Source organism: Actinoplanes philippinensis (genome assembly GCF_900113015.1).
Taxonomy (GTDB): Bacteria; Actinomycetota; Actinomycetes; order Mycobacteriales; family Micromonosporaceae; genus Actinoplanes; species Actinoplanes philippinensis.
This window is the reverse complement of record NZ_FONV01000002.1, coordinates 272,761-295,577: the sequence shown is the minus strand read 5'-3', so window position 1 is coordinate 295,577 and position 22,817 is coordinate 272,761. Positions and strand designations below refer to the sequence as shown.

The 22,817-nt window shown below is 70.0% G+C and carries 24 protein-coding genes; 17 read left to right on the top strand and 7 right to left on the bottom strand.

All coding sequences use genetic code 11. The annotated features are described in order from the left end of the window. Positions 1–4: 4 nt before the first annotated feature. The gene (secG, locus tag BM290_RS04920; protein ID WP_043521518.1) at positions 5–256 is read left to right on the top strand and encodes a preprotein translocase subunit SecG; all 252 of its coding nucleotides are present in this window, start codon (positions 5–7) and stop codon (positions 254–256) included. Positions 257–407: 151 nt separating this feature from the next. Next, complete coding sequence (locus BM290_RS04915) at positions 408–749, top strand: RNA polymerase-binding protein RbpA (protein WP_093611199.1); 342 nt, start codon at positions 408–410, stop codon at positions 747–749. Between the two features lie 159 nt (positions 750–908). On the opposite strand, the gene BM290_RS04910 is transcribed toward BM290_RS04915, so the two are convergent. Then, on the bottom strand, positions 909–1,511 hold the full coding sequence (locus tag BM290_RS04910) for a GNAT family N-acetyltransferase (protein WP_093610431.1): 603 nt from the start codon (positions 1,509–1,511) through the stop codon (positions 909–911). Between the two features lie 104 nt (positions 1,512–1,615). Here BM290_RS04910 and BM290_RS48090 point away from each other — a divergent pair, with 104 nt between their 5' ends. The 3 genes from BM290_RS48090 to BM290_RS04895 are packed head-to-tail and all read left to right on the top strand — an operon-like array spanning position 1,616 to position 3,169. Further along, positions 1,616–2,044, top strand: coding sequence for a hypothetical protein (locus BM290_RS48090; protein ID WP_177319580.1), 429 nt, complete (start codon positions 1,616–1,618; stop codon positions 2,042–2,044). A gap of 49 nt (positions 2,045–2,093) precedes the next feature. Beyond that, on the top strand, positions 2,094–2,726 hold the full coding sequence (locus BM290_RS04900; protein ID WP_093611197.1) for an RNA polymerase sigma factor: 633 nt from the start codon (positions 2,094–2,096) through the stop codon (positions 2,724–2,726). After that, on the top strand, positions 2,723–3,169 hold the full coding sequence (locus BM290_RS04895; protein WP_143133619.1) for a hypothetical protein: 447 nt from the start codon (positions 2,723–2,725) through the stop codon (positions 3,167–3,169). The genes BM290_RS04900 and BM290_RS04895 overlap by 4 nt, the downstream gene beginning before the upstream one ends. Positions 3,170–3,577: 408 nt before the next feature. Here the strand turns inward: BM290_RS04895 and pgl are convergent, their stop codons facing one another. From pgl to tkt, 5 genes are all read right to left on the bottom strand, one after another. Beyond that, positions 3,578–4,324, bottom strand: a complete 747-nt coding sequence (gene pgl / locus BM290_RS04890; protein ID WP_093610427.1) for a 6-phosphogluconolactonase — start codon at positions 4,322–4,324, stop codon at positions 3,578–3,580. A 130-nt stretch (positions 4,325–4,454) separates the two neighbouring features. Beyond that, positions 4,455–5,438: a glucose-6-phosphate dehydrogenase assembly protein OpcA gene (locus tag BM290_RS04885; RefSeq protein WP_093610425.1), complete on the bottom strand. Its 984-nt coding sequence runs from the start codon at positions 5,436–5,438 to the stop codon at positions 4,455–4,457. After that, positions 5,435–6,952, bottom strand: a complete 1,518-nt coding sequence (gene zwf, locus BM290_RS04880; protein ID WP_093611195.1) for a glucose-6-phosphate dehydrogenase — start codon at positions 6,950–6,952, stop codon at positions 5,435–5,437. Before zwf ends, BM290_RS04885 begins: the two co-directional genes overlap by 4 nt. Before the next feature lie 72 nt (positions 6,953–7,024). Further along, the gene (gene tal, locus BM290_RS04875) at positions 7,025–8,128 is read right to left on the bottom strand and encodes a transaldolase (protein ID WP_093610423.1); all 1,104 of its coding nucleotides are present in this window, start codon (positions 8,126–8,128) and stop codon (positions 7,025–7,027) included. Positions 8,129–8,168: 40 nt separating this feature from the next. Next, positions 8,169–10,283, bottom strand: a complete 2,115-nt coding sequence (tkt, locus tag BM290_RS04870) for a transketolase (protein WP_093610421.1) — start codon at positions 10,281–10,283, stop codon at positions 8,169–8,171. A gap of 259 nt (positions 10,284–10,542) precedes the next feature. Between tkt and BM290_RS04865 the strand changes: the two genes are divergently transcribed. The 3 genes from BM290_RS04865 to BM290_RS04855 all read left to right on the top strand — a co-directional run bounded on the left by BM290_RS04865 (position 10,543) and on the right by BM290_RS04855 (position 12,873). Further along, complete coding sequence (locus BM290_RS04865; protein WP_373871027.1) at positions 10,543–11,502, top strand: heme o synthase; 960 nt, start codon at positions 10,543–10,545, stop codon at positions 11,500–11,502. 199 nt (positions 11,503–11,701) lie between these two features. Further along, entirely contained in the window at positions 11,702–11,995 is a 294-nt protein-coding gene (locus BM290_RS04860; protein WP_093610417.1) for a hypothetical protein, read from the top strand. Continuing rightward, positions 11,995–12,873, top strand: coding sequence for an ATP-grasp domain-containing protein (locus BM290_RS04855; protein WP_093610415.1), 879 nt, complete (start codon positions 11,995–11,997; stop codon positions 12,871–12,873). Before BM290_RS04860 ends, BM290_RS04855 begins: the two co-directional genes overlap by 1 nt. 1,169 nt (positions 12,874–14,042) lie before the next feature. On the opposite strand, the gene BM290_RS04850 is transcribed toward BM290_RS04855, so the two are convergent. Further along, on the bottom strand, positions 14,043–15,032 hold the full coding sequence (locus BM290_RS04850) for a COX15/CtaA family protein (RefSeq protein WP_093610413.1): 990 nt from the start codon (positions 15,030–15,032) through the stop codon (positions 14,043–14,045). Positions 15,033–15,137: 105 nt separating this feature from the next. Here BM290_RS04850 and BM290_RS04845 point away from each other — a divergent pair, with 105 nt between their 5' ends. The 9 genes from BM290_RS04845 to BM290_RS04805 all read left to right on the top strand — a co-directional run bounded on the left by BM290_RS04845 (position 15,138) and on the right by BM290_RS04805 (position 22,811). Continuing rightward, positions 15,138–15,863 carry a helix-turn-helix transcriptional regulator gene (locus tag BM290_RS04845; RefSeq protein ID WP_093610411.1) on the top strand — a complete coding sequence of 242 codons (726 nt, stop codon included), beginning with the start codon at positions 15,138–15,140 and terminating at the stop codon, positions 15,861–15,863. Next, positions 15,860–17,281, top strand: a complete 1,422-nt coding sequence (gene sufB, locus BM290_RS04840; RefSeq protein WP_093610409.1) for a Fe-S cluster assembly protein SufB — start codon at positions 15,860–15,862, stop codon at positions 17,279–17,281. The genes BM290_RS04845 and sufB overlap by 4 nt, the downstream gene beginning before the upstream one ends. A 50-nt stretch (positions 17,282–17,331) precedes the next feature. Beyond that, positions 17,332–18,459, top strand: coding sequence for a Fe-S cluster assembly protein SufD (gene sufD, locus BM290_RS04835; protein WP_093610407.1), 1,128 nt, complete (start codon positions 17,332–17,334; stop codon positions 18,457–18,459). After that, on the top strand, positions 18,459–18,791 hold the full coding sequence (locus BM290_RS04830) for a Rieske (2Fe-2S) protein (RefSeq protein ID WP_093610405.1): 333 nt from the start codon (positions 18,459–18,461) through the stop codon (positions 18,789–18,791). The genes sufD and BM290_RS04830 overlap by 1 nt, the downstream gene beginning before the upstream one ends. Beyond that, positions 18,788–19,546 carry a Fe-S cluster assembly ATPase SufC gene (gene sufC / locus BM290_RS04825; RefSeq protein ID WP_093610403.1) on the top strand — a complete coding sequence of 253 codons (759 nt, stop codon included), beginning with the start codon at positions 18,788–18,790 and terminating at the stop codon, positions 19,544–19,546. The genes BM290_RS04830 and sufC overlap by 4 nt, the downstream gene beginning before the upstream one ends. Positions 19,547–19,556: 10 nt before the next feature. Further along, positions 19,557–20,786, top strand: a complete 1,230-nt coding sequence (locus tag BM290_RS04820) for a cysteine desulfurase (protein WP_093610402.1) — start codon at positions 19,557–19,559, stop codon at positions 20,784–20,786. After that, the gene (gene sufU, locus BM290_RS04815; RefSeq protein ID WP_093610400.1) at positions 20,786–21,241 is read left to right on the top strand and encodes a Fe-S cluster assembly sulfur transfer protein SufU; all 456 of its coding nucleotides are present in this window, start codon (positions 20,786–20,788) and stop codon (positions 21,239–21,241) included. The genes BM290_RS04820 and sufU overlap by 1 nt, the downstream gene beginning before the upstream one ends. A gap of 292 nt (positions 21,242–21,533) precedes the next feature. After that, positions 21,534–21,977 (top strand): metal-sulfur cluster assembly factor, encoded by a 444-nt coding sequence (locus BM290_RS04810; RefSeq protein WP_373871029.1) that lies wholly within the window; start codon positions 21,534–21,536, stop codon positions 21,975–21,977. Between the two features lie 78 nt (positions 21,978–22,055). Continuing rightward, on the top strand, positions 22,056–22,811 hold the full coding sequence (locus BM290_RS04805) for a maleylpyruvate isomerase family mycothiol-dependent enzyme (protein WP_093610398.1): 756 nt from the start codon (positions 22,056–22,058) through the stop codon (positions 22,809–22,811). Positions 22,812–22,817: the final 6 nt, after the last annotated feature.

The window sequence follows — 22,817 nt, the reverse complement described above, 5'->3', positions numbered from 1 at the left end:
GACGATGCCGATCGCGTTCGCTTACACGTTGATCGTGTTGCTGATCATCACCAGCATTCTGCTGACCCTGCTGATCCTGCTGCACCGTGGCAAGGGTGGCGGCATGTCGAGCATGTTCGGTGGCGGCGTTACCTCCAGCCTGGCCGGCTCCTCGGTCGCGGAGAAAAACCTGGACCGTTACACCGTTCTGGTGGGAATCATCTGGTTCGCCTGCATCGTCGGGCTCGGCTTCTGGCTGAAAGTCCAGATCGCCTGACGGCGCCTCGTAGTCGTACAATCTGCCGCGCGGCCGGTTTCTCCGGCCGTGCGGTTTTTTGTTCCCGCTGTCCGGTTCGCGCTGCCCCTCGCGAGATCCCCGGGACCGGACGGCTCCTTTGGAGAAGCCCCTCGAGACAGGAGTGACGTCCGTGTCCAGTGGCAGCGCTATTCGCGGCAGCCGTATCGGATCCAGCCCGATGCGACCCGACGAGCGCAGCGAACCCGCACCGCGCAGGCAGGTGACCTACTACTGCGCGGCCGGTCACGACAGCATCATCTGGTTCGCGGCCGAGGCTGCTAACCCCGAGACCTGGGACTGTCCGCGCTGTGGGCAGCCGGCCGGCCTCGACCCGTCCAACCCGCCGGGCCGCGCGCGGACCGAGCCGTACAAGTCGCATCTGGCGTATGTGAAGGAGCGGCGCTCCGAGGAGGACGCTGCGGCGATCCTCGCCGAGGCGCTCGCCAAGGTCCGTCAGCGACGCGGCGAATGATCGACAGCTGACCGGCCGGGCGGGGCGGCCGGTCAGCCGATCGTCAGCCGGTCACACCGGGCTGGTGTTGCGGCCCGGTGACACTGGGCTGGTGTCGCGGCGCGGTGATACTGGGCTGGTGTTGCGGCCCGGTCGCACTGGGCTGGTGTTGCGGCCCGGTCACACCGGGCCGGTGTCGCGGCCCACGAAGCGGGCGCCCGGGTTCGGCACCGCGATGTCGTGGAAGCCCAGTTTGCGGTAGAAGGCGTAGGCGCCGGTGTTCTCGGCGGCCATGCCCAGGTGCACGCGCTCCACCCCGGCGGCGCGCAGCCCGGCCAGGAAGGCCGCCATCAGCGCGCGGCCGCGGCCCTGACCCTGCCACGCGGGGAGCACGTCGATGTGCAGGTGAGCCGGGTAATCGGCGAACTCGGGCCGGACCATCTTCTCCGGCGAGTTGAAGACGGCGGCCAGCTCCCGGTCGCGCGGGTCGTCGGCCGCGAACGTCCCGGCCTTCTCCGGGATCCACTCCTCCCGGAACCACTTCACGAACGCCACGGTGTCCGCGGTTCCCAGGATGTAGCCGACGGCCGCGCCGGCGCCGTCGTCGAGGACGTGCGCGTGTTCCGGTTCGCGTGTCACATACGGAACGGCCCAGACGTCGCCGAGCATGCGGTCGGAGGTGTGCCTGCCGCGGGCGTCACCACCGGAGGCGGCGGTACGCACGCAGATGTCGTAGATCGCGTCGAGGTCGGTGGGCCGGTAGGCGCGAATGAACGGCTGCATGCATCGAAGCCTAGATCTGTGGCGCGCGTCACTTCCGAAGCGCCAACCTTCCGGCGAGCCGCGCGTCTACTCCTGCGACAACACCCCAACGAGCAGGAGATCCGATGCGAATCTCGACCCGTGGCCTGGTCCTCACCGTCGGCGCCGTGACCGTGCTGGGCATCGCCGGTCTGTCGGCCAACGCCTTCGCCGACGACAGTGCGCCCGCGCCGTCCAAGCCGGCGACGACGCCGATCGCGGAGACCCCGGCCCCGTCGAAGCCGGCGACGTCGCCGATCGCGGAGACCCCGGCCCCCACCGCGTCGACGCGAGCGACGTCGCCGATCGCGGAGACCCCGGCGCCGTCGCAGCCGGCCAAGACCAGTCACAAGCCGACCGCCTCCCCGGCGACGGGCAAGCCGGCCGCGACTCCGGCGACGGGCAAGCCGGCCGTCACCCCGGGCAAGGGTCCGGCCGCCACCCCCGCGACGGGTAAGCCGGCCGCGACTCCGGCGACGGGCAAGCCGGCCGCCACGCCGTCGCGCGCCCGCTGATCCGGAAGGTACCGTTCGTTCCCGTCACTCGACCCCCGGGGCTGCGCCTGTGATCTCCGTTCTGCCGTTTCCTTCGCTGCGCGCCTGGCTGCGCGGACTCTCCGCCGGTGTGCGGGCGGCCGGTCGTGGCGTCCCGGAGACGCCGCCGGCGATCAACGAGCTCTACCACAGCCGGCGGCTCAGCATGGTGCGGCTGGCGGTGCTGATGGTCGACGACCTGCCCACCGCGGAGGACATCGTGCAGGACGTGTTCACCGCCCTCTATCGGCGGCACGGGCCCGACCTGCGCGGGGTGACGGACCCGAACGCGTACCTCATCACCGGTGTGACGAACGCGGCGCGCTCGGCCCTGCGCCGGCGCCGCACCGCTCGCGCCTATCTGCCTCCGCCGCCGGAGAACTTTCCGGCGGCGGAGGACGAGGCGCTGCTCGGCGTCGGCGACCGGGAGATGCTCGCGGCGCTGCGCGGGCTGACCGCACGGCAGCGCCAGGTGCTGGTGCTGCGCTACTGGTCGGAGCTGTCCGAGGCGGAGATCGCCGACACGCTGCGGGTGTCCCGAGGCACCGTCAAGTCGACGGCGCACCGCGCGCTGTCCATCCTGCGCGCACGACTGGGCCACGCCCCGCGTGCCGGGGATCCGGCGGCCCGGCAGGCCGATGAAGGTCCATTGGGGGAGTGGTGACCGACGAGTTGGAACTGCGGCTGCGCAGCGCGCTGGCCGCCCGAGCCGGTCAGATCACCCAGGAGCGGCTGAGATTCGGGACGCCGCCGACCGTTGCGGCGCCCCGCGAACGGCTGCGCCTGTGGCGCTGGCTGCCGCTGCCGGCCGGGGTGGCGGTCGCCGCCGTGGCGTTGGCCCTCGCGCTGGGCCCCGGCTCACCCGAGCCCACACCGGTCCAGCCGGCGAACCCCGTGACCACCGCGCCGTCGGCGCCCTCGACCCCGGCCAAGCCGTCCACCAAGGCCACCGACCCCACACCGTCGGTCTCGCGCGGGTCGGCCCCACCGGGCACGCCGTCCCGCTCGACGGAGAAGGAGGCGGTCACCGGCGTGCCCGAGGCGACGCCGGGCGCCGAGACGGCCGGCCCGCCGCCGAAGGCAACCCCGGGATCCGGCCCTTCATAGTGACTCACGCCATGTTCAGGCGGTGGCCGGGCTTTTCACGGTGACCCACGGCGCGGTCGGACGGCTCCGGTCAGCCCGGAATGTCTCCGTGGCGTGGTCGGACGGCTCCTGGCGGCCCGGAATGTCTCCGTGGCGTGGTCGGACGGCTCCTGGTGGCCCGGAATGTCTCCGTGGCGTGGCCGGACGGCTCCTGGTGGCCCGGAATGTCTCCGTGGCGTGGTCGGACGGCTCCTGGTGGCCCGGAATGTCTCCGTGGCGCGGTCGGACGGCTCCTGGTGGCCCGGAATGTCTCCGTGGCGCGGTCGGACGCCTTCCGGCGGCCCGGAATGACCCGCGGTGTGGTCGGACGCCTTCCGGGACCGAGCGGCTCGCGGCGCGCATCGCGCCGCGAGCCACCACCCCGGCCGGTTACGGCTGAGCGGGAACGTTCGCCGCAGCAGCCTGGTCCAAGAGCCAGAGCGTCTTCTGTACGCCCGTCGCGTTCCCCGCCGGCAGATGCCCGCCGGACAGCACCGTGCCGATCGGGGCGGCCTTGTCCGGTCCCGCGGCGATCAGCCACACCTCGTCGGCGCTCCGGATCGTCGGCAGCGTGAGGGTGACCCGGACCGGCGGCGGCTTCGGGCTGTCGAAGGTGGCCGCCGTCGTGCCGGTCTCCTGCAGCACCGGGTGCTCGGGGAAGAGCGACGCCACGTGCCCGTCCTCGCCGACGCCGAGCATCAGCACGTCGAAGCGGGGCACCGAGGCGCCCGGCCCGGCCGCGGCGGCCAGATCGGCGGCGTACCGGGCGGCGGCGGCGATCGCGTCCTCACCGTCCGGGCCGTCGGAGGCCGGCATGGCGTGCACCCGGGCCGGGTCGAGCGGCAGCTTGTCCAGCAGCGCCTCGCGGGCCTGGGTCTCGTTGCGGTCCGGGTCGCCGGACGGCAGGAACCGCTCGTCACCCCACCACAGGTCCACCCGGGACCAGTCGATCGCGGCGGAGGCGGGCAGCTCCCGGACCGCGCGCAGCACCTTCGCCGCGACCCGGCCGCCGGTCAGCACCACGCTCGCCGTGCCGTGCACCGCCTGCGCGTCGATGATCTTGATGGTCAGCCGTGCCGCCACCGTGGACGCCAGGATGTCGGCGTCCGGAACCACCACGACCACGGTCTCAGTCAATTGCGTCTCCTTATGAAGAGACCGCCCGCCGCAGTGCGGCAGGCGGCCTCGTTGCTGTTGGCGTGTGGCTCTCACCGGTGTCTCACCGCTCGTGAGACACCGCGCGAAGCCACCCGGTGGACCTGACGGGTCAGGCGGCGGAACCGGCGATCGCGGCGAGCGCCGGATCCTTCCAGACGTGCACCCGGTTCGGGTTGCGGTGATCCAGGCCGGACAGCCCGGCCATGGCGCCGAGCGCGTCCGCGTAGATCTGGTCGGCGTCCAGCCGGCGCAGCTCCTCGGCCAGCTCGTCACCGACCGGCCGCTTCGGCAGCGGCATGTAGCGATCCTCCTGGCCGGTCCGGCTGAACAGCGCCGTGCCCTCCTCGCGGGTGACCCGGACACAGTCGCCGTTCTCGCACTGCAGCTCCACCGAGTGCAGGCGGGGCGCCCGGTCGGTGTGCTCCAGCGTCGGCTCGATGCCCAGCCGCGACTTGAGCCAGCCCAGCATCAGCCAGGCGGTGGGGTCACGGTCCGGCGCCACGATCTTCGCGCCGACGACCCGGGCCTCGGTGCTGTCGAAGGCGCCGGCCACCAGGGTGCGCCACAGCGTGATCCGGGTCCAGGTGAGGTCGGTGTCGCCGGGCGCGTAGTCGACGGCCCGCTGCTTGAGCGCGGCCACCGGGTCGGGCGCCTGCGCGCTGTCGGTGATCCGGCGCTCCGCGACCACGCCCAGGAAGTCGTTGGCGATCATGGCCGGCGGCTCCTCGTGCCACCAGGTGACCACCGGGACGTCCGGGGCGAGCAGCGGCATCACGACCGACTCGGCGTGCAGTGCGAGACGGCCGTACATCCGCATGACGACCGCCTCGGCCGGGCCGAGACGCCCGCCCACGACGATCTCCGCGTCCAGCCGGCTGCGGCCCTCCATGTCGGAGCGGACCACGATGAGCAGCCGGCAGGGGTGCGCGGCGGCGGCGATGGTGGCCGCCGCCTCGGCCTCCCGGACCTTCTTCTCCTCGACCACCGCGATCAGCGTCAGCGCCAGGCCGGACGCCACGCCGCCGGCGCTGCGCCGCTCCGCGGCGAGGGCCTTGACGACCTCGTTGCCGGTGGTGTCCCACAGACCGATCATGCCCGCCTCCAGGTACGGCCCTCGCGTGCCAGCATCTCGTCGGAGGCCCGCGGGCCCCACTCGCCGGCCCGGTAGGGTTCCGGCTTCTGTCCGGCCCAGGCGGCCTCCAGCGGGTCGATGACCCGCCAGGACTGCTCGATCTCGGCGGCGTCCGGGAAGAGTGTCCGGTCGCCGATCAACACATCCAGGACCAGCCTCTCGTACGCCTCCGGGCTGGACTCGGTGAACGCCTCGCCGTACTGGAAGTCCATCGCGATGTCGCGGACCTCCATCGACGTGCCCGGCACCTTGGAGCCGAACTTGAGGACCACACCCTCGTCCGGCTGCACCCGCACGACCAGCTGGTTGTGGCCCAGCATCTCCACGTCGGCCGGGTCGAACGGCAGGTGCGGCGCCCGCTTGAAGAGGATCGCGATCTCGGTCACCCGGCGGGGCATCCGCTTGCCGACCCGCACGTAGAACGGGACGCCGGCCCAGCGCCGGTTCTGGATGCCGAGGCGGACCGCGGCATACGTCTCCGTGGTGGAGTCGGCCGGGATGTTCGGCTCCTCCAGGTAGCCCACGGCACGCTCGCCGGCCACCCAGCCGGGAAGGTACTGCCCGCGGACGGAGCCGGTGCTGATGTCGGCCGGCAGACTGATCGCCTTGAGGACCTTGAGCTTCTCCGCTCGTACCTCCTGGGGGTCGAAGCTCGTCGGCTCTTCCATGGCGATCATCGCGAGCAGCTGCAGCAGGTGGTTCTGCAGGACGTCACGGGCCGCGCCGGAGGCGTCGTAGAACGCCGCGCGAGTACCGATGCCGACGTCCTCGGCCATGGTGATCTGCACGCTGTCGACATACTTGGAGTTCCACACCGGCTCGAACAGGCTGTTCGCGAAGCGCAGCGCCATGATGTTCTGGACGGTCTCTTTGCCCAGGTAGTGGTCGATCCGGAAGACGTCCTCCGGGATGAACACGTCGTCGACCAGCTGGTTGAGCTGCACGGCGCTCTGGAAGTCGTGGCCGAACGGCTTCTCCACCACGACCCGGCGCCAGCCGCCGGTCTTCGACGGGTCGGCCATGCCGGTGCGGTTGAGCTGGTTGAGCACCAGCGGGAACGCGGCCGGCGGGATGGAGAAGTAGAAGGCGGTGTTGCCGGCGATGCCGTTGCGGACCCGGAGATCGTCGAGGGTTTCGGCGAGCTTGTCGAAGTCGTCTTCGTTGTCGAACGAGCCGGGAACGAAGTGGAACTGGCTGCTGAGCCGTTGCCACACGTCCTCGCGCCAGGGCGTCCGAGCGCCCTTCTTCGCCGCGGCGTAGGCCAGTGATTCGAAGCTGCCGTCGCCCCAGTCGGCGCGGGCGAAGCCCACCACCACGAAACCGGGGGGAAGCAGACCTCGGTTGGCCAGGTCATACACGGCCGGGATGAGCTTCTTTCGGGACAGGTCACCGGTGACCCCGAAGATCACCAGAGCACAGGGCTCCGGGATCCGTGGAAGCCGACGGTCCTGTGCGGTGCGCAGCGGATTACCCACGTTGCCATCCTGCCAGTTCTGGAGGGTGCGCAGCGGCCTGTCCACAGGACAGGCCGCTGCGGTAGACGGCGCTTACGCGGCCTTGAGGGTCTTCGCGACGTTCTCGAGCAGCTCTTTCCAGCTCTGCTCGAACTTCTCGACGCCCTCGTCCTCGAGGACCTTGAACACGTCGGTGATGTCGATGCCGACCGACTCGAGATCGGCGAAGACCTGGTGGGCGTCCGCGAAGGTGCCGGTGACGGTGTCGCCGCGGGTGGTGCCGTGGTCCTCGAACGCCCGGATCACCGACTCCGGCATGGTGTTCACCGTGCCGGGCGCGATCAGCTCCTCGACGTAGATCGTGTCGAGGAACTCCGGGTTCTTCGTGCCGGTCGACGCCCACAGCGGGCGCTGCGGGTGGGCGCCGGCGGAGGCCAGGGCCTTCCACCGGTCGGTGCCGAAGACCTCGGTGTACGCCTCGTACGCCAGCCGGGCGTTGGCGATGGCCGCCTTGCCCTTGAGAGCCTTCGCCTCGTCCGAGCCGATCTTGTCGAGCCGCTTGTCCACCTCGGTGTCCACGCGCGAGACGAAGAACGACGCCACCGAGCCGATCGTGGACAGATCGTGGCCGTTCGCCTTCGCCTGCTCCAGGCCGGCCAGGAACGCGTCCATCACGGCGCGGTAGCGCTCGACCGAGAAGATCAGCGTGACGTTGACGCTGATGCCCGCGGCCAGCACCTCGGTGATGGCGGGCAGGCCGGCCTGCGTCGCCGGGATCTTGATGTACAGGTTGGGCCGGTCGACCAGCCACCACAGCGTCTTCGCCTCGGCGACGGTGGCCTCGGTCTCGTGCGCCTTGCGCGGGTCCACCTCGATCGAGATCCGGCCGTCGATGCCGTTGGAGGCGTCGTAGGCCGGACGGAACACGTCGGCCGCCCAGCGGACGTCCTTGGCGGTCAGCAGCCGGATCGCCTCCTCCACCGTCACGCCCTGCACGGCCAGGTCACGGACCTGCTCGTCGTAGGCGTCGGCGTCGGAGAGCGCCTTCTGGAAGATGCTCGGGTTGGTGGTCACCCCGACCACGTGCTGCTCGGTGCGCAGCTTGTCCAGCGAACCGCTGGTCAGGCGCACCCGGGAGAGGTCATCGAGCCATACCGCTACACCCTGGGCGGACAGCTCAGCCAGTCTGTCGGTCATTTCCCTCAACTCCTGAATGAATGACGCACTAGTAGAAGTGTCAGTTGCCCGTGGTTGTTCCGGTGATCTCGCCGACCTTGGCCAGCGAGGCGTGGGCCTTCGCGACGACGTTGTCAGCGGTGAAGCCGAACTGCTCGAACAGGACCTTGGCCGGGGCGCTGGCGCCGTAGTGCTCGATGCTGACCGCCTCGCCGACGTCGCCGAGGATGCGGTCCCAGCTCATCCGGATGCCCGCTTCCACGGTGACACGCGCCTTCACCCCGTGCGGCAGAACCTGCTGCTGGTATGCCACGTCCTGCTGGAAGAACCACTCCTGGCAGGGCATCGACACCACCCGGGTGGGGGTGCCCTCGGCCTCCAGGCGCTCCTGGGCGGTCAAGGCGTACTGCACCTCGGAGCCGCTGGCGATCAGGATCACCTTCGGCGTGCCGCCGGACGCCTCGGACAGGATGTAGCCGCCCTTGAGAGTGCCCTCGGCCGACGCGTACTTCGAACGGTCGATCGTCGGCAGGTTCTGCCGGGACAGCGCGAGCGCGGTCGGGCGGTCGGTGTGCTCCAGGGCGCCACGCCAGGCCCACGCGGTCTCGTTGGCGTCGGCCGGACGGACCACGTCGAGGCCGACGATCGCGCGCAGGGCGGTCAGCGTCTCGATCGGCTGGTGCGTCGGGCCGTCCTCGCCGAGACCGATCGAGTCGTGCGTCCACACGAAGACGACCGGCAGCTTCATCAGCGCGGACAGGCGGACCGAGCCACGCATGTAGTCGCTGAAGACCAGGAACGTGCCACCGTACGGCCGGGTGCCGCCGTGGACCGCGATGCCGTTGAGGATCGAGCCCATGCCGTGCTCACGGATGCCGAAGTGCAGGGTGCGGCCGTACTCGTGACCGGGGAACGCGTCGGTGGCGTACTCCGCGGGGATGAAGGACGGCTCACCCTCCATGGTGGTGTTGTTGCTCTCCGCCAGGTCGGCGGAGCCGCCCCACAGCTCGGGCAGGACCGGGGCGAGCGCCTTCAGGACCTTGCCGGACGCGGCCCGGGTGGCCAGGCCCTTCTCGTCGGCGGGGAACTCGGGCAGCGCGTCGTGCCAGCCCTCCGGCAGGGTCCGGGTGGCGAGCCGGTCGAAGAGGGCCTTGCCCTCGGCGTTGCCGCCGGCCCAGGCGTCGAACTTCTGCTGCCACGCGGCACGGGCCTCCCGGCCCCGCTCGACGACCTGCTGCGCGTGCTTGACGACCTCGTCGTCGATCGCGAACGGCTCGTCGGCGAAACCGAGCAGCTCCTTGGTGGCGGTGATCTCGGCCGCGCCCAGGGCGGAGCCGTGGATCTTGCCGGTGTTCTGCTTCTTCGGCGCGGGCCAGCCGATGATCGTCTTGAGGACGATGAACGACGGCTTGTCGGTCACCGACTTGGCGGTCTGGATCGCGTTCCAGAGCTCCTCGACATCCTCGGTGTACGGGTCGGAGCCCCGCCAGTTCACCGTCTGGACGTGCCAGCCGTAGGCCTCGTAGCGGGCCCCGACGTCCTCCGACTTCGCGATCCGGGTGTCGTCCTCGATGGAGATCTCGTTGTCGTCGTAGATCACCACGAGGTTGCCGAGTTTCTGCACCGCCGCGATGGCGCTCGACTCGTGGCTGACGCCCTCCTCGATGTCGCCGTCCGAGGCGATCGAGTAGACGTGGTGGTCGAACGGCGACTCGCCGGCCGCGGCGTCCGGGTCGAGCAGGCCGCGCTCCCGGCGGGCCGCCATGGCCATGCCGACCGCGTTGCCGATGCCCTGGCCGAGGGGGCCGGTGGTGATCTCGACGCCGGGGGTGTGCCCGTACTCCGGGTGGCCCGGGGTCAGCGAGTCCCACTGGCGCAACGACTTCAGGTCATCCAGCGACAGGCTGTAACCGCTGAGGAACAACTGAATGTAGAGGGTGAGGCTGGAGTGACCACAGGACAGCACGAAGCGGTCGCGTCCCGCCCACTCCGGGTCCGTGGGGTCGTGCCGCATGACACGGTTGAACAGCAGGTAGGCGGCCGGGGCCAGGCTCATGGCGGTACCGGGGTGGCCGTTGCCGGCCTTCTCCACGGCGTCCATGGCCAAGACCCGGGTGGTGTCCACCGCCTTGCGGTCGAGGTCGGACCAGTTGAGAGCGGGATCTGTGGCAGCCACGTCGGTTCTGCTCCTCGGGCAAAATTATGGAACCCTTTTCGGCTTGACCCTATCCAGTCGGGCTAAACGTCTGCGCAGCGAACGCACTAGGCACATACGCTGTGAGCGGACACGCCGGTTCAACGGGTGTGACCGCGTGCACCCGTGCCGGGTGCCCCGAGCAGCATCAACGGCTACGCGTAGGCTGTCCGGGTTGGCGGCCGGGTCATCACCCGATTAACGGCCGCGAAATACAGGCGATGCCGGAAGGTGGCTGTCCGTGAGCATGATCACCGAGCGTCCCGTCCAACGGCGGACGCCCGGCGGTGCCGATCGCCCCGGTCGCGCTGAGCGCGTCGAGGCCCGGCGGAGCTGGGTTGCGGTGTTCCGGGCGTACCTCGCCCTGACCAAGCCGCAGATCGTGGAACTGCTCCTGGTCACCACCGTGCCGACCATGATGCTGGCCGCCCGGGGGTGGCCTGACCCGGTCACATTCACGGCCGTGCTGGTCGGCGGCGGTCTGGCGGGCGGCGCGGCGAGCGCGCTCAACTGCTACATCGACCGTGACATCGACGAGCTGATGCGGCGTACGAAACGACGCCCGCTCCCGGCCAACCAGATGACGCCGCGTGCCGTGCTGATCTTCGGCCTGACACTGGCTGTGATCTCCGTCGCCCTGATGGCGCTTCTCACCAATTGGTTGGCGACCGCTCTGACGGCGTTCTCCATCTTCTACTACGACGTCATCTACACGCTCTGGCTGAAGCGGCGGACCCCGGCGAACACGTTCTGGGGTGGAGTGTGCGGCGCGGCTCCCGTGGTGATCGGCTGGGCCGCCGTCACGAACACCATCCCGCCGATGGCCTGGGCGCTTTTTGCGATTGTCTTCTTTTGGCAGATGCCGCACTTCTATGCGCTCGCCGTGAAGTACAAGGACGACTACGCCCGTGCCGGCATCCCGATGCTGCCCGTGGTGCGCTCGATGAAGCGGGTCAACTTCGAGATCATCCTCTACACCGTCCTCACCGTGGCCGCCTCGCTCGCCGCGTGGCCGCTCGGTCTCGGGCCCATCTACGGGGTCACGGCCATCGTCATGGGCGCCGTCTTCCTCTTCGAGGCGATCCGGCTGGCGCGACAGGCCGGGGGCGGCGCGGCGGTCAAGCCGATGCGCCTGTTCCACCTGTCGATCACGTACCTCACGGTGGTCTTCATGGCCGTCGCCGTTGACGCTCTGATTTGATCCGTCGCACAGGATGCCCGGATTGTCAGCAGTATGAATTACTGTCCGTCACTCGAAGGGCGGATTCGTGGTGCTGGAACAATTCGGGCGTAATCTGTACAAAACAATCCGCAAAATCTTGAAACCTGCAGGTAATTGGAGTCACAAAAACCGATCAGGGTGCACACCGTGGCGTCCTTGACTGCTTAGGCTGCCCAGCATGGCAGAAGGTTCCGTTACGACACTGACCTCCGAGATCAAGTCTTTCGCCGCCGGGCACGGCGGCGCCAAGGCGGTGATCGAGTATGTCGGTAAGCGCGGCGCCCGCATCGTCCTCGTCGGAGAGGACGGCGAGTGGTCCGACCAGTTCGCCCCCGACACCGGAGTCGCGCGTGAGGCGTGCGACCACGCGGGCGTGCAGGTGGAGAACGAGTGGGAGCGGGAGCTCCTCGAGCAGATGCGGCCCAGCAACGACCTCTGGCGTTCGATGTCGCGCCGGAGCATGGCCCGCTGATGGGCCGTGGCTCCCGGGTCGCGCTGGTCACCTGCGCGGCCTTCCCCGACCTCTGGGACGACGATCAGCCTCTGCGCGACGCGTTGCGTGAGCGCGGGGTCGTCGTCGACGTCGTCCGCTGGGACGACCCGGAGGCCGACTGGGCCGGTTACGACCTCACCGTCATCCGGTCCCCATGGGACTACACCGACCGGCCCGACGCGTTCGTCGCGTGGGCCCGGTCGGTGCCGAGGCTGGCCAACCCGGGCGACATCGTCGTCTGGAACACGGACAAGAGATATCTCGGCGACCTCGCCGCATCCGGCATCCCGATCATCCCGACCGAGTATGTCGGGCCCGGCCAGGCCTGGGCGCCACCGGCCGACGGCGAGTGGGTGGTCAAGCCCACGGTCAGCGCCGGCAGCCGCGACACCGCCCGCTACCTGCTGCCCGGCCAGCTCGCCGAGGCCACCGCGCACGTCACCCGGCTCACCACCGCCGGGCGGACCGCGATGATCCAGCCGTACCTGTCCGCGGTGGACACCGACGGCGAGACCGCGGTGCTGTGCCTTCCCGACGAGGCCGGCGAGCTGACCTTCAGCCACGGCATCCGTAAGGGCGCGATGCTCACCGTCCGGGGTGACGTCACCGTGGACATCGAGTCCGAGCGCATCACCCCACGGACCCCGTCGCAGGCCGAGCTGGAGCTGGCCGCCCGCGTCCTCGACGCCGTTCCCGGCGGTTCCAAACAGCTGCTGTACGCCCGGGTCGACCTGATCCCCGGCCCGGACGGCACGCCGCACCTGATCGAGCTGGAGCTGACCGAACCGTCACTATTCCTGCGCACGGCTGCCGGCGCGGCCGAGCGCCTGGCCGACGCGATCATCGCCCGCATCTGACCGCACACCATCGCGGCCCGGTCCGAGTGGCCCGCGGTGGCTGCTTCGGCGTTCCGGATGTGCCGCTGGCGTCGTGGTCTAGTTGGAGTGGCGTGTGGTGGCTGCTTCTTGGCCGTTTTGGTGTTCGTGGTGTGCCACTGGCCTCGTCGGCCTGTTCGAGCGGCGCGTGGTGGCTGCTTCCTGGCTGTTTTGGTGTTCGTGGTGTGCCGCTGGCGTTGTGGGCCTGTTCGAGCGGCGCGTGGTGGCTGCTTCCTGGCCGTTTTGGTGTTCCTGGTGTGCCGCTGGAGTCGCGGACCTGTTCGAGCCGCGCGTGGTGGCTGCTTCGCGGCTGTTTTGGTGTTCGCGGTGTGCCACTGGCCTCGTGGGCCTGTTCGAGCGGCGCGTGGTGGCTGCTTCCCGGCCGTTTTGATGTTCCTGGTGTGCCGCTGGCGTCGTGGTCTTGTTGGAGTGGCGTGTGGTGGCTGCTTCGCGGCTGTTTTGGTGTTCGCGGTGTGCCACTGGCCTCGTCGGCCTGTTCGAGCGGCGCGTGGTGGCTGCTTCCCGGCTGTTTTGGCGTTCCTGGTGTGCCGCTCGCGGCGCGGAAAGCTGTCTCAGCGTTCTTGGCGTGCCGCCGGGGCCGTGGAGGCGCTGATGTCGATCTTCCCGTCACGGAATGCGCGAGCGCTCGGCGCGGGAGACAGCGCTGTGCCGGTCGATGGTGTGCATATCTGGAAAGCCCGGCCCCGCGGAAGGTCTATAGCTAGCTCCCAGAGTCATCTCAAAGGGCCTTGCGGCAGCGCTGGGAGTCGGCCGGACTTGACCTTGCGCCCGGCCCCTGTTGCTTGCCGTTCCATGCCTTCGCGAGTCGCGCCTGGGCTTTTGTCGGTCGTGCCGTGGGTTTCGGCGGCGCTTGAGCTCTCGGCCGTGCCGGGGGTTTGAGCGGCACCTGGGCTTCGGTCGTGCCGGGGTTTCGGCGGCGGCCGGGCATTCGGCGATTCGCGGCCGGGATCGAGGTTGCGCCCGGGAGTGGGCCGTGGCCGGGGCTGGTTTGTGCGGGGAACTGGGGCCGTGCCTGTGTCGGGACTGGGGCCGGGGTCGAGGGCTGAGGACGGGTAGGGGTGGGGCCTCTGGGGCGGGGAGCGGGGGTGGGGAGCGGGGGCGGGGAGCGGGGAGCGGGGAGCGGGCGCGTGTCAGGAAGCGGGGACCGGCTCGGCCGTGCCGGCTGGGGTGGGCGTGGGCGTGGCGGGAGCCACCGCCGGCCGGGTGCGCAGTGACCACAGCACCGACAGGGTGGCGACCCACACCAGGCCGGAGCCGAGCATGTGGGCGGCGACCAGGGCGACCGGCAGGTGGGTGAAGTACTGCACGAAGCCGATCAATCCCTGGCCCATCTCGACCCAGAACAGCGTCGCCGCGGCGCGGACGGCGGAGGGTGGGGCGTCGACGGCGCGGAGGGCGAACCACAGGGCCACGGTCAGGCCGATCAGCAGGAAGACCAGGTCGGCGTGGACCTGGGAGATCTGCTGGGGGTCGAGGTTGTTGCGCTTGGCGCCCTGATCGCCGGAGTGGGGGCCGCTGCCGGTCACCACCACGCCGGCCGCGATCACCGCGAGGCCGGCCGCCGTGGTCACCCATGCGAGCTGTCGCAGCGGGGCCGGGACCAGCAGGATCGGCTCGCCGTCGCCCTCGTCGACCCGGCGCCACAGCGCGAACGCCCCGGCGATCAGCGCGATGGAGAGGATGAAGTGCAGGCCGACCACCCACGGGTTGAGGTTGGTGAGCACGGTGATGCCGCCGATGACGCCCTGCCCGGGGATGCCGAGCGCGACCGCGACCGACAGCCTGACCAGGGAGCGCCGGCGGCGGGCCAGGGCGCCGAGGAAGCAGGCCACGGCGATCGCCACGAGGACGAACGTGAGCAGCCGGTTGCCGAACTCGATGGCCCCGTTGATCCCCATCTCGGGGGTCGACACATATGACTCGTCGGTGCACCGGGGCCAGGTGGGGCAGCCGAGCCCGGACTTGGTGAGCCGGACCGCCGCGCCGGTGACGATGATGCCGATGTTGGCGATCACCGAGGCCAGCGCCAGCCCGCGCAGCGAGGACCCGCACCACCGAACGGGGCGGGAGGCCAGGAAAGCGGACGCAAGGCGCTCCGTGGAGGACTTCACCCCGCGCATCGTACGCTCGCTGCTGATCTTGGTTTTTGCAGCTCCGGCAGGCGGTGGGGTGGATCACCGGGGGCCGGTTTGCAGGGCTCCCGTGAAATACGTAACGTTGGCGTAGTGAAAAACGAGGTGCTGATCCAGATCGGCGCGACGGCTCCGGCCGCCGCTGCCGACGGGCGCACCCGTGACCGTGTCGCTCAGCTCCTGCTGAAGCGTGGCGCCACCACCGCCGCCGAGCTCGGCGCCGCTCTGGGCCTGAGCCCCGCCGCCATCCGCAAGCACCTCGACGCGATGCTCGCCGAGCATCTCGTCGAAACGCGCGAGCTGCGCCAGGACAAGCCTCGGGGCCGTGGCCGGCCCGCCAAGGCCTTCGTCCTCACCGCCGCCGCCCGCGAGGATCTCAATCCGCATCACTACGACGGCATCGCCACCGCCGCGCTCCGGTGGATCTCCCAGCAGCACGGCCCGGAGGCCGTCTCGGCCTTCGCCGCCGCTCAGGTCGAGGCGCTCGAGGAGCGCTGCCGGACGGCGCTGCGCGAGGCCGGCCACGATCCGATCGCCCGTGCCGAGGCTCTCGCCGAGGTGCTGACGGCCGAGGGCTACGCTGCCAACGCCTCGACGATCGCGTCCGGCGGGCAGCTGTGCCAACATCACTGCCCGGTGGCTCACGTGGCTGCCGAGTTCCCTCAGCTGTGCGACGCCGAGACCGAAGTCATCTCCCGGCTCATCGGCACCCACGTGCAGCGCCTCGCCACCATCGCGCACGGCGACGGGGTGTGCACAACGCACATTCCCGCACGCGGTCCGCAGACCACCGCCATCACGGTTAGGACAGATACATGACTGACCAGATCGTCACTCAGGAAGAGCACCTCGCCGCTCTTGGCAAGTACGAGTACGGCTGGGCCGATGCCGACGTCGCCGGCGCCGCCGCGCAGCGCGGCCTGTCCGAGGCCGTGGTGCGCGACATCTCCGCGAAGAAGAGCGAGCCGGAGTGGATGCTCAACCTCCGGCTCAAGGGCCTGCGGCTGTTCGACCGCAAGCCGATGCCGCACTGGGGCGCCGACCTGACCGGCATCGACTTCCAGAACATCAAGTACTTCGTGCGGTCCACCGAGAAGCAGGCCACCTCCTGGGAGGAGCTGCCCGAGGACATCAAGGCGACGTACGACAAGCTGGGCATCCCCGAGGCGGAGAAGCAGCGTCTGGTCGCCGGCGTGGCCGCGCAGTACGAGTCCGAGGTCGTCTACCACGCGATCCGTGAGGACCTGGAGCAGCAGGGCGTGCTGTTCCTCGACACCGACACGGCTCTCAAGGAGCACGAGGACATCTTCAAGGAGTACTTCGGCACCGTGATCCCGGTCGGCGACAACAAGTTCGCCGCGCTCAACACCGCGACCTGGTCCGGCGGCTCCTTCATCTACGTGCCGAAGGGTGTGCACGTCGACATCCCGCTGCAGGCCTACTTCCGGATCAACACGGAGAACATGGGCCAGTTCGAGCGGACCCTGATCATCGCCGACGAGGGCTCCTACGTGCATTACGTCGAGGGCTGCACGGCGCCGATCTACTCCTCCGACTCGCTGCACTCCGCGGTCGTCGAGATCATCGTGAAGAAAAACGCCCGGGTGCGTTACACGACCATCCAGAACTGGTCGAACAACGTGTACAACCTGGTCACCAAGCGCGCCACCTGCGAGGAGGGCGCGACCATGGAGTGGATCGACGGCAACATCGGCTCCAAGGTGACCATGAAGTACCCGGCCGTCTACATGACCGGCCCGCACGCCAAGGGCGAGGTCCTGTCGATCGCGATGGCCGGCGAGGGCCAGCACCAGGACTCCGGCGCCAAGATGGTGCACGCCGCGCCCAACACGTCGTCCACGATCGTCTCCAAGTCGATCGCCCGCGGCGGAGGGCGTACGTCGTACCGCGGCCTGGTCCAGGTCCTGGAGGGCTCGTCGCACTCGAAGAGCACCGTCAAGTGCGACGCGCTGCTGGTCGACACGATCTCCCGGTCCGACACGTACCCGTACGTCGACATCCGTGAGGACGACGTCAACATGGGCCACGAGGCGACCGTCTCCAAGGTCAGCGAGGACCAGCTCTTCTACCTGATGAGCCGGGGCCTGACCGAGGACGAGGCGATGGCGATGATCGTGCGCGGCTTCATCGAGCCGATCGCCAAGGAGCTCCCGATGGAGTACGCGCTGGAGCTGAACCGCCTCATCGAGCTCCAGATGGAAGGGGCCGTGGGTTAATCACCCGCCCCGCCCATCCCCCTGAGTAAACGCGGACCTAAAAGGACGAAATGACTACCGAGGCCATCGCCCCTCCGAGCACCAAGTCGCAGGTGCTGCGCTCCTTCGACGTCACCGACTTCCCGGCCCTCGACGGCCTGGAGGAGGAGTGGCGTTTCACCCCGCTCAAGCGGCTGCGTGACCTGGTCACCGCCACGTCGCTGAGCGGGGCGGCTCCCTCCGTGGAGCACGGCGACCTGCCCGCCGGTGTGACGGTGTCGGACGCGGACGACGTGGACCCGGTGCTCACCCCGTTCGACCGGGTCAGCGCTCTCGCGTACGGTTCGGCCGCCGGCGTCACCGTGATCGAGGTGGCGTCCGAGGCCGAGCCCGCCGAGCCGGTGGTCATCCGCCTGGTCGGCAAGGGCGGCGACGCCGCGGCCGCGCGCACCTTCGTCAAGGTGGGCGCGTTCGCCAAGGCGACGATCGTGCTGGAGCAGACCGGCTCGGTCACGCTGGCCGACAACATCGAGGTCGTGATCGGCGACAGCGCCCAGCTGACCTTCGTGACGCTCGCCGAGTGGGACAGTGACGCGGTCCAGGTGCAGCACGTGAAGTTCGTGGTCGGCCGGGACGCCCGGGTCCAGCACGTGCAGGTCACCCTCGGCGGCGACCTGGTCCGGCAGTTCACCAGCGTGGAATACGCGGGGCGCGGCGGCGACGCCGAGCTGTGGGGCGTCTACTTCGCCAACTCGGGCCAGCACCACGAGCACCGCCAGCTGGTCGACCACGCCGTGCCGGACTGCCGCAGCTACGTGGGTTACCGCGGCGCGCTGCAGGGCTCGTCGGCGCACACCGTCTGGGTCGGCGACGTGCTGATCCGGGCCGCCGCCACGGGCACCGACACGTATGAGATCAACCGGAACCTGCTTCTCACCGATGGGGCGCGGGCTGACTCCGTACCCAATCTGGAGATCGAGACCGGCGAGATCGCCGGCGCCGGGCACGCCTCCGCGACCGGCCGCTTCGATGACGAGCAGTTGTTCTACCTGATGGCCCGCGGCATCCCCGAGGGGGAGGCCCGCAAGCTGGTGGTCCGCGGCTTCTTCGCCGAGCTGATCAACAAGATCCCGGTCGAGGAGCTGCGCGAGCGGCTCGGCGACGCGATCGAGGCGCGTCTGGTCGAGGCCGGCCAGTAATGACTTTCGAGAACGTCGGACCGGCGTCGGACGTGGCGAAGGGCACCGCCCTCCAGGTGGAGGTCGACGGTGTCGAGATCGCCGTGGTCCACGCCGACGACGACCAGTTCTACGCCGTCCGTGACGAGTGCAGCCACGCCTCGGTGGCCCTCTCCGAGGGCGAGGTGGACGGGTGCACGCTGGAGTGCTGGCTGCACGGCTCCCGTTTCGACCTGCGCACCGGGCAGCCCTCCGGACCGCCCGCCTTCAGCCCGGTGGCGGTCTACCCCGTCGAGATCCGCGACGGCGACATCTACGTTTCGACGACACCTAGCAATGGAGTAGAGCCGTGAGCACCCTGGAGATCCGCGACCTGCAGGTTTCGGTGAAGCTGCCGGATGGCGAGCTGAAGCCGATCCTCGCCGGGGTCGACCTCACCATCAAGTCGGGCGAGACGCACGCCATCATGGGCCCGAACGGCTCCGGCAAGTCGACGCTGGCCTACTCCATCGCGGGCCACCCGAAATACGAGATCACCGGCGGGTCGGTGACCCTGGACGGCCAGGACATCCTGGAGCTCAGCGTCGACGAGCGCGCCCGGGCCGGCCTCTTCCTCGCCATGCAGTACCCAGTCGAGGTCCCAGGTGTGTCGGTGGCGAACTTCCTGCGTACCGCGAAGACCGCCATCGACGGTGAGGCGCCGAAGCTGCGCACCTGGGCCGGCGAGCTGCGTGGCGCCATGGAGAAGCTGCAGATGGACCCGGCGTTCGCCCAGCGCAACGTCAACGAGGGCTTCTCCGGCGGTGAGAAGAAGCGGCACGAGATCATGCAGCTCGAGCTGCTCAAGCCGAAGATGGCGATCCTCGACGAGACCGACTCCGGCCTCGACATCGACGCGCTGCAGATCGTCAGCGAGGGCGTCAACCGGGTGCGCGAGACCGGCGAGACCGGCTTCCTGCTGATCACCCACTACACCCGGATCCTGCGCTACATCAAGCCGGACTTCGTGCACGTGTTCGTCGGCGGCCGGATCGTCGAGGAGGGCGGCCCGGAGCTCGGCGAGCAGCTCGAGGCCGAGGGTTACAAGAAGTTCCTGGTGAAGGCCTGAGGGGTCACTGATGAGCTTCGACGTCGAGCGGGTCCGTAAGGACTTTCCGATCTTCGAGCGGGAGGTCAACGGCCACCCGCTGGTCTACCTGGACAGCGCCAACACCTCGCAGAAGCCGGTTCAGGTGCTCGACGTCATGCGTGCGCACCAGGAGCGGTACAACGGCAACGTGTCCCGCTCCGTGCACACGCTCGGCACCGAGTCGACCGAGGCGTACGAGGGCGCCCGGGCCCGCATCGCGACCTTCATCGGCGCGGCGAGCCCGGACGAGGTGGTGTTCACCAAGAACTCCACCGAGGCGATCAACCTGGCCGCCCACTCGCTGGGTCAGATGCTGCGCCTCGGCCCCGGCGACGAGGTGGTGATCTCCGAGATGGAGCACCACTCCAACCTGGTGCCGTGGCAGCTGCTCTGCGAGCGGACCGGCGCGACCCTGCGCTGGTTCGGCATCTCCGACGACGGGCGGCTCGACGAGTCGAACCTCGACGAACTCGTCACCGAACGGACGAAGATCGTCTCGCTGGTGCACATGTCCAACGTGCTCGGGACGGTCAACGACGTCACCCGAATCGCCGCGCGCGCCCGGAGCGCCGGCGCTCTGCTGATGCTGGACTGCTCGCAGTCGGTGCCGCACCTGCCTCTCGACGTGCAGGCCCTGGGCGCCGACCTGATCGCCTTCACCGGCCACAAGATGCTCGGCCCGACCGGCATCGGCGTCCTGTGGGGGCGGCTCGACCTGCTCGCGCAGATGCCGCCGTTCCTGGCCGGCGGCTCGATGATCGAGACGGTCACGATGGCCGGCACGACCTTCGCCCCGCCGCCCGCGCGGTTCGAGGCCGGCACGCCGCCGATCACCGAGGCCATCGGCCTCGGCGCGGCGGTCGACTACCTGACCGGGCTCGGCATGGCGGCGATCCACGAGCACGAGCAGACCATCACGCGGTACGCCCTGGACGCGCTCTCCTCGGTGCCCGGAGTGCGGATCTTCGGCCCGGCGACGATCGAGGGCCGCGGCGGCACGGTGTCGTTCGGCGTCGACGGGGTGCACCCGCACGACGTGGGACAGATCCTGGACGCGCTCGGCGTCGAGGTGCGGGTCGGGCACCACTGCGCGCGGCCGGTGTGCTCGCGGTTCAGCGTGCCCGCGATGACCCGGGCCTCGTTCTACCTCTACACGACCACGGCGGAGATCGACGCGCTGGCGCGTGGGCTCGACCAGGTCCGGAAGGTGTTCGGCTGATGCTGCTCGACGGTCTCTACCAGGAGATCATCCTGGACCACTACAAGAACCCGCACGGGCGCGGTCTGCGCGACCCGTTCGACGGCGAGGCGCATCACGTCAACCCGACCTGCGGCGACGAGATCACCGTGCGGGTGTCGGCCGATCTGGGCGACATCTCGTACGACGGTCTCGGCTGCTCGATCAGCCAGGCCTCGGCCTCGGTGTTGCACGAGCTGCTGGAGGGTAAGGACCCGGCGGCGGCCTCGGAGATCCACCACGCGTTCGTGGAGCTGATGCAGAGCCGCGGTCAGGTCGAGCCGGACGAGGAGGTCCTCGGTGACGGGATCGCCTTCGCCGGGGTGGCCAAGTTCCCGGCCCGGGTCAAGTGCGCGCTGCTGCCGTGGATGGCGTTCAAGGACGCGGCGGCGCGCGCCGGTGTGGACGTGGGCGTGAGCCCTGAGGTGAAGGCGTGACCGCCCGCGCCGAGCATGCCCGAGGAGGCACAGCATGACTGACTCTGTAGACACTGCCCGGACCGTCGCCTCGGCCCCGGCTTCCGGCGCGGCCCCCGGCGCGGGGGAAGAGGTGCCGGACTGGCTGGCCGAGGAGCGCGCCGCCGCGGCTGCGGCCGGTGACCCGGTGGAGACGCCGTCGGTGAGCGTGTCGGCCACGCCGGACGCCGCTTTCGGCGCGGACGCGCCGTCGGCCGCCGACGCCGCGGTGGGCGCGGACGCGGCCCCGGCCGACGCGGTGGCCTCGGACTCGATCTCCGGTGGCGGTCCGGCCGACGCGGTGCCCGCGGGTGTCGCGGACGCTCCGAAGGCGTCGCTTCCCGGTGGCGGTCCGGCCGACGCGGTGCCCGCCGGCGCCGCCGCGGGCAGGCCGAAGGCGTCGATCGCCGACATCGAGGAGGCGATGAAGGACGTCGTCGACCCCGAGCTCGGCATCAACGTCGTCGACCTGGGGCTGGTCTACGGCACCCACGTGGACGACGACAACGTGGTCACCATCGACATGACGCTGACCTCGGCGGCCTGCCCGCTGACCGACGTCATCGAGGACCAGACCCGCCAGGCGCTGACCACCGGCCCGGGTGGCGGGATCGTCAACGACTTCCGGATCAACTGGGTGTGGCTGCCGCCGTGGGGCCCCGACAAGATCACCGACGACGGCCGTGACCAGCTCCGGTCGCTCGGCTTCAACGTCTGACCAGGTTTCGCACGGCACAGGGGGCGGTCCGCGATCATGCGGCCGCCCTTTGTCGTACCCCGATGATAGAAACCGGGTATGACTTCGACACCGCCTTTTCCCGAGCTGCTCGCACTGATCGAGGGACGGTCGGCGGCGTTCCGGGAGGCCGTGGCCGCCGCCCCGGACCTGTCCGTCACGGTTCCGGGCTGCCCCGACTGGTCGATCACCGACCTGGTCGCCCACCTGGGCGCCGTGCACCGCTTCTGGGCCGCCACGGTGGCCGCCGGTGACGAGTCCGGCCCGCCCTCGGCCGACCGTCTTGGTGACCGCACGCCCCACGGTGACCTGCTGGAGTGGTCCGCGACCTCGACCGGGCTGTTGCTGGCCGCCCTGCGTGACGCCGGCCCCGATGCCCCCTGCTGGGCGTGGTGGGGTGATTCCGACGCCCCGCTGACGTCGTCCGCGGTCGCCCGCCACCAGGTGCAGGAGGCGGCCGTGCACGCCTACGACGCGCAGGAGTCGATCGGCCGGGCCGAGCCGCTGCCGGCCGCCGTCGCGGTCGACGGTGTCAGCGAGTTCCTCCAGGTCGGGCTGGGTTCGCTCGGCGCGTGGCCACATCGCCCGGCACGGGTGGCGTTCCAGGCGATCGAGGGCCCGTCCTGGACGCTCGATCTCTCCCCATCCGGGGCCAAGGCCGACCCACCGGCCAGCGGCGAGCCGGTCACCCGGATCCAGGCCACCGCGAGCGATCTGGTCCTGGCGCTCTACCGGCGCATCCCGCTGGCCGACGTCCGGGTCGACGGTGACCGGCCGGTCGCCGAGCAGCTCACCGAGTGGAGTAAGTCGGGTTAGTCAGAA

Coding starts and splice junctions, on each gene's coding strand:
- secG (WP_043521518.1), top strand. CDS start 5: ATGCCGATCGCGTTCGCTTACACGTTGATCGTGTTGCTGATCATCACC.
- BM290_RS04910 (WP_093610431.1), bottom strand. CDS start 1,511: ATGCAGCCGTTCATTCGCGCCTACCGGCCCACCGACCTCGACGCGATC.
- BM290_RS48090 (WP_177319580.1), top strand. CDS start 1,616: ATGCGAATCTCGACCCGTGGCCTGGTCCTCACCGTCGGCGCCGTGACC.
- BM290_RS04885 (WP_093610425.1), bottom strand. CDS start 5,438: ATGATCGGTCTGTGGGACACCACCGGCAACGAGGTCGTCAAGGCCCTC.
- tal (WP_093610423.1), bottom strand. CDS start 8,128: ATGACCGACAGACTGGCTGAGCTGTCCGCCCAGGGTGTAGCGGTATGG.
- BM290_RS04860 (WP_093610417.1), top strand. CDS start 11,702: ATGGCAGAAGGTTCCGTTACGACACTGACCTCCGAGATCAAGTCTTTC.
- BM290_RS04855 (WP_093610415.1), top strand. CDS start 11,995: ATGGGCCGTGGCTCCCGGGTCGCGCTGGTCACCTGCGCGGCCTTCCCC.
- BM290_RS04850 (WP_093610413.1), bottom strand. CDS start 15,032: ATGCGCGGGGTGAAGTCCTCCACGGAGCGCCTTGCGTCCGCTTTCCTG.
- sufB (WP_093610409.1), top strand. CDS start 15,860: ATGACTGACCAGATCGTCACTCAGGAAGAGCACCTCGCCGCTCTTGGC.
- sufD (WP_093610407.1), top strand. CDS start 17,332: ATGACTACCGAGGCCATCGCCCCTCCGAGCACCAAGTCGCAGGTGCTG.
- BM290_RS04830 (WP_093610405.1), top strand. CDS start 18,459: ATGACTTTCGAGAACGTCGGACCGGCGTCGGACGTGGCGAAGGGCACC.
- BM290_RS04820 (WP_093610402.1), top strand. CDS start 19,557: ATGAGCTTCGACGTCGAGCGGGTCCGTAAGGACTTTCCGATCTTCGAG.
- sufU (WP_093610400.1), top strand. CDS start 20,786: ATGCTGCTCGACGGTCTCTACCAGGAGATCATCCTGGACCACTACAAG.
- BM290_RS04805 (WP_093610398.1), top strand. CDS start 22,056: ATGACTTCGACACCGCCTTTTCCCGAGCTGCTCGCACTGATCGAGGGA.